The sequence below is a fragment of the Streptomyces sp. NPDC001443 genome, assembly GCF_053597355.1.
Genome location: NZ_JBSFIA010000017.1, coordinates 151,569 through 158,079 on the forward strand (window position 1 = coordinate 151,569; position 6,511 = coordinate 158,079).

At 71.8% G+C, this 6,511-nt stretch carries 7 protein-coding genes; 4 read left to right on the forward strand and 3 right to left on the reverse strand.

Annotation, left to right across the window (positions count from 1 at the left end; genetic code table 11):
• Positions 1–88 precede the first annotated feature (88 nt).
• Positions 89–1,474 carry a COG1470 family protein gene (locus tag ACWC24_RS19705; RefSeq protein WP_450664105.1) on the forward strand — a complete coding sequence of 462 codons (1,386 nt, stop codon included), beginning with the start codon at positions 89–91 and terminating at the stop codon, positions 1,472–1,474.
• A 118-nt stretch (positions 1,475–1,592) separates the two neighbouring features.
• On the opposite strand, the gene ACWC24_RS19710 is transcribed toward ACWC24_RS19705, so the two are convergent.
• Positions 1,593–2,381: an eCIS core domain-containing protein gene (locus tag ACWC24_RS19710; protein ID WP_450664106.1), complete on the reverse strand. Its 789-nt coding sequence runs from the start codon at positions 2,379–2,381 to the stop codon at positions 1,593–1,595.
• Positions 2,382–2,572: 191 nt separating this feature from the next.
• The gene (locus ACWC24_RS19715) at positions 2,573–2,806 is read right to left on the reverse strand and encodes a hypothetical protein (protein ID WP_450664107.1); all 234 of its coding nucleotides are present in this window, start codon (positions 2,804–2,806) and stop codon (positions 2,573–2,575) included.
• Positions 2,807–3,041: 235 nt separating this feature from the next.
• On the opposite strand from ACWC24_RS19715, the gene ACWC24_RS19720 reads away from it, so the two are divergent.
• From ACWC24_RS19720 to ACWC24_RS19730, 3 genes are all read left to right on the forward strand, one after another.
• Positions 3,042–3,926, forward strand: a complete 885-nt coding sequence (locus ACWC24_RS19720; RefSeq protein WP_450664108.1) for an endonuclease/exonuclease/phosphatase family protein — start codon at positions 3,042–3,044, stop codon at positions 3,924–3,926.
• Between the two features lie 190 nt (positions 3,927–4,116).
• Positions 4,117–4,284, forward strand: a complete 168-nt coding sequence (locus ACWC24_RS19725; RefSeq protein ID WP_450664109.1) for a hypothetical protein — start codon at positions 4,117–4,119, stop codon at positions 4,282–4,284.
• Complete coding sequence (locus tag ACWC24_RS19730; RefSeq protein WP_450664110.1) at positions 4,281–5,267, forward strand: 1-phosphofructokinase family hexose kinase; 987 nt, start codon at positions 4,281–4,283, stop codon at positions 5,265–5,267. The genes ACWC24_RS19725 and ACWC24_RS19730 overlap by 4 nt, the downstream gene beginning before the upstream one ends.
• Before the next feature lie 170 nt (positions 5,268–5,437).
• Here ACWC24_RS19730 and ACWC24_RS19735 read toward each other — a convergent pair.
• The coding region (locus ACWC24_RS19735) for a DUF3500 domain-containing protein (protein WP_450664111.1) at positions 5,438–6,511 on the reverse strand (1,074 nt) is incomplete at its 5' end.

Sequence of the window (6,511 nt, forward strand, 5' to 3'; positions counted from 1 at the left end):
AACAAGGCATCAATGGGCACATCAGCTTCCCGAAAGTCTTCCTGAGAAGCCCGTGTAGGCCGCCGTCACCCGCCTTACCGTGCCGCTCATGACAACTGCGGCAAGCCTGGACACGACCGCTGTGACGGCCGAGCCCGGCGGGCGGATCGACGTTCCCCTTCAGGTACGCAACTCCGGCAGCACGGTGGAGGAGTACCGCTTCGAGGTCGTGGGCCCGGCGGCGGCCTGGGCGACCGTCGAACCGGCGAGCCTTTCGCTGTTCCCGGGCAGTACGGGCACCGCGGTCCTCGCGCTGAGCCCGCCCCGGAGCTCGGAGGCACTGGCCGGGGACGTCCCGTTCGGGGTGCGGGTGGTGCCCACCAGCGCCCCCGAGACGACAGTGGTGCCCGAGGGCGTCGTCACGGTCCTGCCGTTCGCCTCGATCACCGGGGAACTGGTGCCCCGCGGGTTCGACGGCGCCTGGCGCGGCAACACGGACGTGGCCGTCGACAACCACGGCAACACCCCGGTCACGGTCCAGCTGACGGCCCAGAGCGACAGCTCCCGGGTGCGGCTGCGCTTCTCCCGGGAGACCGTCGAACTGGCGCCGGGAGCTGCCGAACTGGCGCGGCTCACCGTGCGTCCGGCACGGCGGCTGTGGCGCGGCATCCCCGTGGTGCATCCCTTCCAGGTGGTGGCGACGCCCGTGGGCGACGTGCCGCACGAGTCGGTCGTCCTGGACGGCACCTACCAGCAGAACGCGATACTGCCGCGCTGGCTGCCGCGCGCCCTGGTGGCGGCGGTGGCCGCGCTGGCGGCCCTGGCCGTCGTGTGGTTCGCCCTGCTGCGCCCGGTGGTGCGGTCGGCGGCGCGGGAGGAATCCCAGAAGCAGGTGGCCGCCGCGCTGTCGCCCAGTCCCGGGGCGTCCGGCGCCGCGAGTGGCGGTGGTTCGTCCGGTGGGTCGGCGGGCTCCGGCGGTAAGGGACAGGACGCGGCGGGTGGTGGCTCACCGAGCTCCGGCGCAGCGGCGGGCTCGACGGCCGGGAGCACCGGCGGCGGTACGGGCGGAACCGGCGGCGGGGGCACGAGTGGCGGCGGGGCCGGGGGTACCGGGGATCCGCGCAGCGCTCAGGCCGAGGTCAAGGACTCGGTGGGCGGCGACCCCAAGGGCGGCACGGTGTTCACCGTCCCGGACGGCCAGGCGTTCGACCTGACGGACCTGGTGGCGCAGAACCCGCAGGGCGACTCCGGCACCGTCGTCATCGCCGCCGAGGACCGGACCCTGCTGCGGCTCGCGCTGCAGAACTTCCGCGACCAGGACTACCACTTCGTCACCCCGATCGTGGTGCCCGCCGGAGGGAAGATCACCATGACGGTGACCTGCACCGAGGTGGGAAAGCCGGTGGGCAGTCCGACACCGGCCCAGTGCGCCGAGTCGGTGCTGGTCGGCGGGACCCTGAGGCCGGCGCCCAGCGCCTCTCCCACCACGGCCTGAGCCGGCCGGAGGACGGCAGGACCCTCCGGCCGGGACGGCGTCCGGGCAGGCGGGGCCGAGCCGCCCGCGACGGTGAGCGGTACGGCCCCGGGCTCGGACGAGCCCGGGGCCGTACCGCTCACGCGTCACCCGACTCGTCCTCCTGCTGCTCCTCCTCGGCCCGTTGCACGAACATCCCCTGCACATCGGCGGGTTCCTCGTCCTGCTGCTCGGCCTCGCGCTGGACCGCCGCGGACGGCCCGGGAACGGCCGCCGGCCCCTCCGTGGCCTGCGCGGCCGGAGCCGGGGCCGGGGCGGACATGACGCGTTCGGCGTTCGCGCTGGCCTCCCGCTCGAACCGGTCCGAGGGGTCGCTGACCCGGATCCCACCGGGTGCGGCGCTCCCGTCGACCGGGCCGCTGCGCTGCTGGATCACATGGGTCAGTTCATGGGCGAGCGTGGTACGCCCGGCGTGGGACGACGGGTCGTAGGCGTCCCGCTGGAAGACGACGTTGCTGCCGACGGTGTAGGCATGCGCTCCCACCGACTTCGCGGACTCGTGCGCCGCGTCGCCCGTGTGCACCCGTACGTCGGAGAAGTCCGCCCCGAGCCTCGCCTCCATGTCGGCGCGGACATCGCCACCGAGGGCCTGCCCTGAACTGGATCCGACGACGTCGTGCACGGGCGAGCGCTGCGACGAGGCGTTCGAGGCGTCCCCCTCGTCCTGCTCCCGCTGCACCATGGCGCCCACCGCGCTGTTGCCGACGGCGCGTTGCAAGGTGCCCATGCCGGACGGGCCCAGGACGTCGGGGCGGCCCGCGGCGGCCGCCTTGAACAGCCGCGAGTCGTCGGTCCTGGACTGCCCGTGGCCGGCTTGCCGGTGGTCGTGGTCATGATCGTGGTCGTGATCGTGTACGTGATCGGGCATTCTCACTCCTGGGACGGCTGGCGGCAGACCTCTCTCACCCTGACACTGCCTCAGCGCGTGCGCCGGGTACAGGCGTGCGGCTGTCCCCGGGAGTGCAGCCATCACTGCCCGATGAGGCAGACGCCACCTCGGGTGTCCGTATGCCGGTCCGCCCCTTGGGACCCGGCCGGGACCCGCACCTGTGAATCCCTCTACTCCGGTGAGTCTTCCCAACGGAAGGATCCAAGGGGTGACTCTTCCCTCAACCGACCCGTGGTCTCCGGCGGTTCGGGGTCACCGTCCCCCTGCCGTCGGGCGATCAGATGCCCCATGGTGACGATCACACCGAGCAGCAGCCCGACCAGGCAGACCAGGCCGACCGCGAGTCCGGCGATGCCCAGCAGGCCGTACCCCGTCAAGGCCGCCACGATGTCCATCAGATTCATGCATCCACAGGCCGGCATGACGGCATGGTCCCAGCTCACGGCCCGACTGTGACGGTGCGTGGCCCATCTGTGCCCATGACATGCCCATTCCGCAACAGGGCAGGCCGACCGGATGCCGGCGGCTTCCTCCGAGCGGGACAAGTGCGGCACACCCCGTCTGTCGACCGACGGTCCCACCCCGGTAACCTCGGGCGGGGAGACGTCGGATGCCATCGGGCGCCACTCCGGGGAGGCGATGGTGTTCGGAAGCGGCACTCGGTGGCTCGCGGGCTCGATGACCGTGGCCTGCGTGGTGCTCGTCGGCCCCAGTGCGCCCAGCGGTGCCCCGCTCGCCAGGCCGTTGCCCGCCGGCGCCGCCGCAGATGTCGTACCGAACCGGGTCATGACGTGGAACCTCTGCAACCCCTGTGCGCAGAGCAACGTCGACCGGGCGGCGGAGATCGCCACGTACGCGCCCCAGGTCGTCGCCCTGCAGGAAGCGTGCGTACGTGACGTCGAGAGGATCCGGGACCATCTGGAGGGCTTGTACGGGCTGGTCTACCACGTCGAGTACGGCATGGTCCTTCGCAGTTGGGGCCGCTGCGGCGGAGCACCGTGGAGTCCGGGAGCCTACGGCCAGGCGGTCCTCTCGGCGGCGCCGATGACGGACCGCGTGAGCGTGGAGTACCCCGATGGGGGATCCGAGGACCGCGGGTACATGGCCGTCAGCACCGTGGTGGGCGGCAGGTCCGTCCGGGTCTTCGCCACGCACCTCGCTCAGCGACGTCAGGAGGAGGTCCGGGCGGACCAGAGCCGCTTGCTCGCCGCGGAGGTCGACCGGTACGACCGCGTGATCGTTCTCGGCGACTTCAACGCCGTGCCGGACGCTCCCGAACTCGCTCCCCTGTGGGAGCTGGCCACGGACGCGGACCCTCAGTGCCGTCCCGGGTCGGGAGGTGCCTGCAAGCCGACCACGGACTGGCAGAGCAAGTTCGACTACATCTTCCTGCGTGGCGTCGTCCCGCTGGAGCAAGGTACGCATCCCAGCCCGTACTCGGATCACCACCTCGTGTACAGCGACGTCGATCCCCTCCCGAACGACGCGCCGCAGGCCGCGTCCCCGACGGGGCCGTCCCGGTGACGCGACGAGGTGCGCCGGGCCACCGGACGGGTTAGCGTCGAAGCCGGGTACGGGCCGGCGACGAGAGGCCCCACCGCCGGTCGACGCGGTCGGCATCGCCGCCGTGGGCGTACGGAGGGCGACCGGCGCCGAGGGCGACGACATCCTCCGGCAGGACGCGCGTGTCCGCTACCGGGACGGTGTGAGTGTCATGGACAGGGCTCAGGCGGCCGACGGCATGCGGGCCCCGCGGGCGTCCGCCGTCGACGGCGATGACCTGTCGGCGGTCGTGACCGGATACGGCGACGACCGGACCGGTGCCCGGCGGCCGGTGCGCCGGGCACCGGCCGTGCCGGACAAGGGCGCGTCTTCGCGATGAACACGGCGGCGGCGCCGGATTCCCTCGCGTCCGGGACGGTTCTCACTCTGACGTTGAACCCTGCCGTCGACATGTGCTGGGATGTCGGCCGCCTCGCCGACATCGGCAAGAACCGCGCTCGGGTCCGGTCGGTGACCGGCGGGGGCGGGGGTATCAACGTCGCCCGTTGCGTGACACGCCTCGGGGGACGGGCCGTCGCCGTCCACACCGCCGGCCGCGAGGTCGGCCGACGCCTGAACCGATTGCTCGACGAGGAGGGACTCGATCACATCGCGGTCGAGATCGCCGGCGAGACCCGCGAGGCACTCGTACTGCTGGAGACCGAGTCGGGCCGCAGCCATCACATCGTCCCGCCCGGTCCGCACCTGGACGACCACGAGGGACGGCGCTGCCTCGACGTACTGGGGAAGGCGATCGGCGCCTGCCGCTATGTCGTGGCCAGCGGCAGCCTGCCCAGCGGCCTGCCCGACGACTTCTACGCGGCCGTCGCCCGCCAGGTCGAGGCGGCCGGATCCCGGCTGGTACTGGACACGTCAGGCCCGGCGCTGCGGCACGGGCTCGGAGCAGGAGTCTTCCTGCTCAGGTGCAACCGAGCCGAGGCCGCCGACCTCGTCGGCCGGGACGTCGGCAGCTTCGACGACGCCCGAGCCGTCAACGAACAGCTGCTCACCACCGGTGCCGCCGAGGTCGCCGTCACCACGATCGACGCCCTCGGCGCCCTTTGCTCGACCCGTCACGGCCATACCGCGCTGCGTGCGCCACCGCTGCCCGGGCAGTTGGTCAGCGACGCCGGGGCGGGAGACAGCATGGTGGCCGCGCTCGCCACACGGCTGAGCGCCGGGGACGATCCGGTCAGCGCCTGTGCGCTGGGGGTGGCCGTGGCGGCGGCATCGGTGCTCACCCCCGGCATCGAGCCCTTCGACCGGGAGGTGGCCGAGTCCCTCCGCCGCGACATACGCACGACGTTCCGAGCCGGCTCATGACCGGGAACCGTGATCCCGCACGTGCAGCCCGAAACCCGTGCGGCCCGCAGGCTCCGGTCCCTCCCTCGGATGCAGCGAGGGGATCTCGTGGTCGCGAACGACTCGACGACACGCGCCCACCGCCGCGAACACCTCGCGGCTGACGGCTCCCCGGTAGACGGACTGCACGGTCACCGGTGGTGCGGTGACGTCAGGTAGTGCTGCCGCAGCAGTTCCCTGCCGTAGTCATTGCCGTTGGGAGTGCGGATGACGGAGTGAACGTGCAGCTGGGTCGGACCGTCGGCCCGTGTCTTGCCGTACGCGCCCCCGAGCGGTCCTGCCGCCTGACAGTCGACCTCGATCCAGACGACCGGGCTGTGGATCCGGAGGTAGAAGGGGGCGTCGTCCTGTGTCCCGCCGATCCAGGCGGCGCAGGTGTCGTCCAGATGCCTGCGGATCTCGGCCATGCGGACCTCGGCCGCGTCGGCCTTCGCACGTCCCACGAACGCCTCGGCGACCGCGAGGAGTCTCCGCTTCTGGGCCGGGTTCAGGGCGTCGCCACGGATGCCGGCGTAGGCCAGTACGGCGTTGTCGGCGAAAGCGCCCGCTTTCATGTCCTCGTCCGCCTTGGTGGCCGAGACGATCGCGACCTGCCGCTGCGCCTCGGTGAGCGACTGGACGAACGCCAGGCTCGCCGTCACCTCCTCCTGGCAGACGGAGACGGTCTCGCCGTCGATCTCCATGATGGTCGGCTCAGAACCCCAGAAACAGGGGCTCATCACGACTTGGTCGCCGAGCACGAAGTAGTTGACGACCAGGTGGTGACCGTCGAACTGGAAGCCCCAGGGCTCGGTTGCCGACGGGGTGCCCATCACGGTCCAGTAGAAGAGTTCGTCGTTGAAGACGTCGCCCTTGCCCAGCAGTTCACCGGCCGCCTTGTTGAGGAGGCGGATCTTCTCCGTGGTCTCCAGGCCTCTGGCGCTCAGAGCCGCTTGCAGCAGGGCCGAACCCAGGCTGTTCTGCGCGTCCGTCAGGTCGGCCAGCGAGACACCCTGCCGCTGGAACCCGCCGGGGTCGAGGTTGCTCCACAGCCGCCACTCGGTGGAATGGACGGTGAACTGCGCAGCGGACCTCTGGGCGCCGGTGAGCCCGGCCAGGAACGCGTTCGCCGCCGCGGCCACCGGTACGGTGTCGACGCCCTGGGAGTGGACCGTGAACAGGTCGTCGATCCTGCGGCCGTCGGTGGTCAGGCCGAAGAAGTCCTC

Bases quoted from the DNA above. Each gene is read 5' to 3' on its own strand.
- ACWC24_RS19705 (WP_450664105.1), top strand. From the start codon at position 89: ATGACAACTGCGGCAAGCCTGGACACGACCGCTGTGACGGCCGAGCCC.
- ACWC24_RS19710 (WP_450664106.1), bottom strand. From the start codon at position 2,381: ATGCCCGATCACGTACACGATCACGACCACGATCATGACCACGACCAC.
- ACWC24_RS19715 (WP_450664107.1), bottom strand. From the start codon at position 2,806: ATGAATCTGATGGACATCGTGGCGGCCTTGACGGGGTACGGCCTGCTG.
- ACWC24_RS19720 (WP_450664108.1), top strand. From the start codon at position 3,042: ATGGTGTTCGGAAGCGGCACTCGGTGGCTCGCGGGCTCGATGACCGTG.
- ACWC24_RS19725 (WP_450664109.1), top strand. From the start codon at position 4,117: ATGGACAGGGCTCAGGCGGCCGACGGCATGCGGGCCCCGCGGGCGTCC.
- ACWC24_RS19730 (WP_450664110.1), top strand. From the start codon at position 4,281: ATGAACACGGCGGCGGCGCCGGATTCCCTCGCGTCCGGGACGGTTCTC.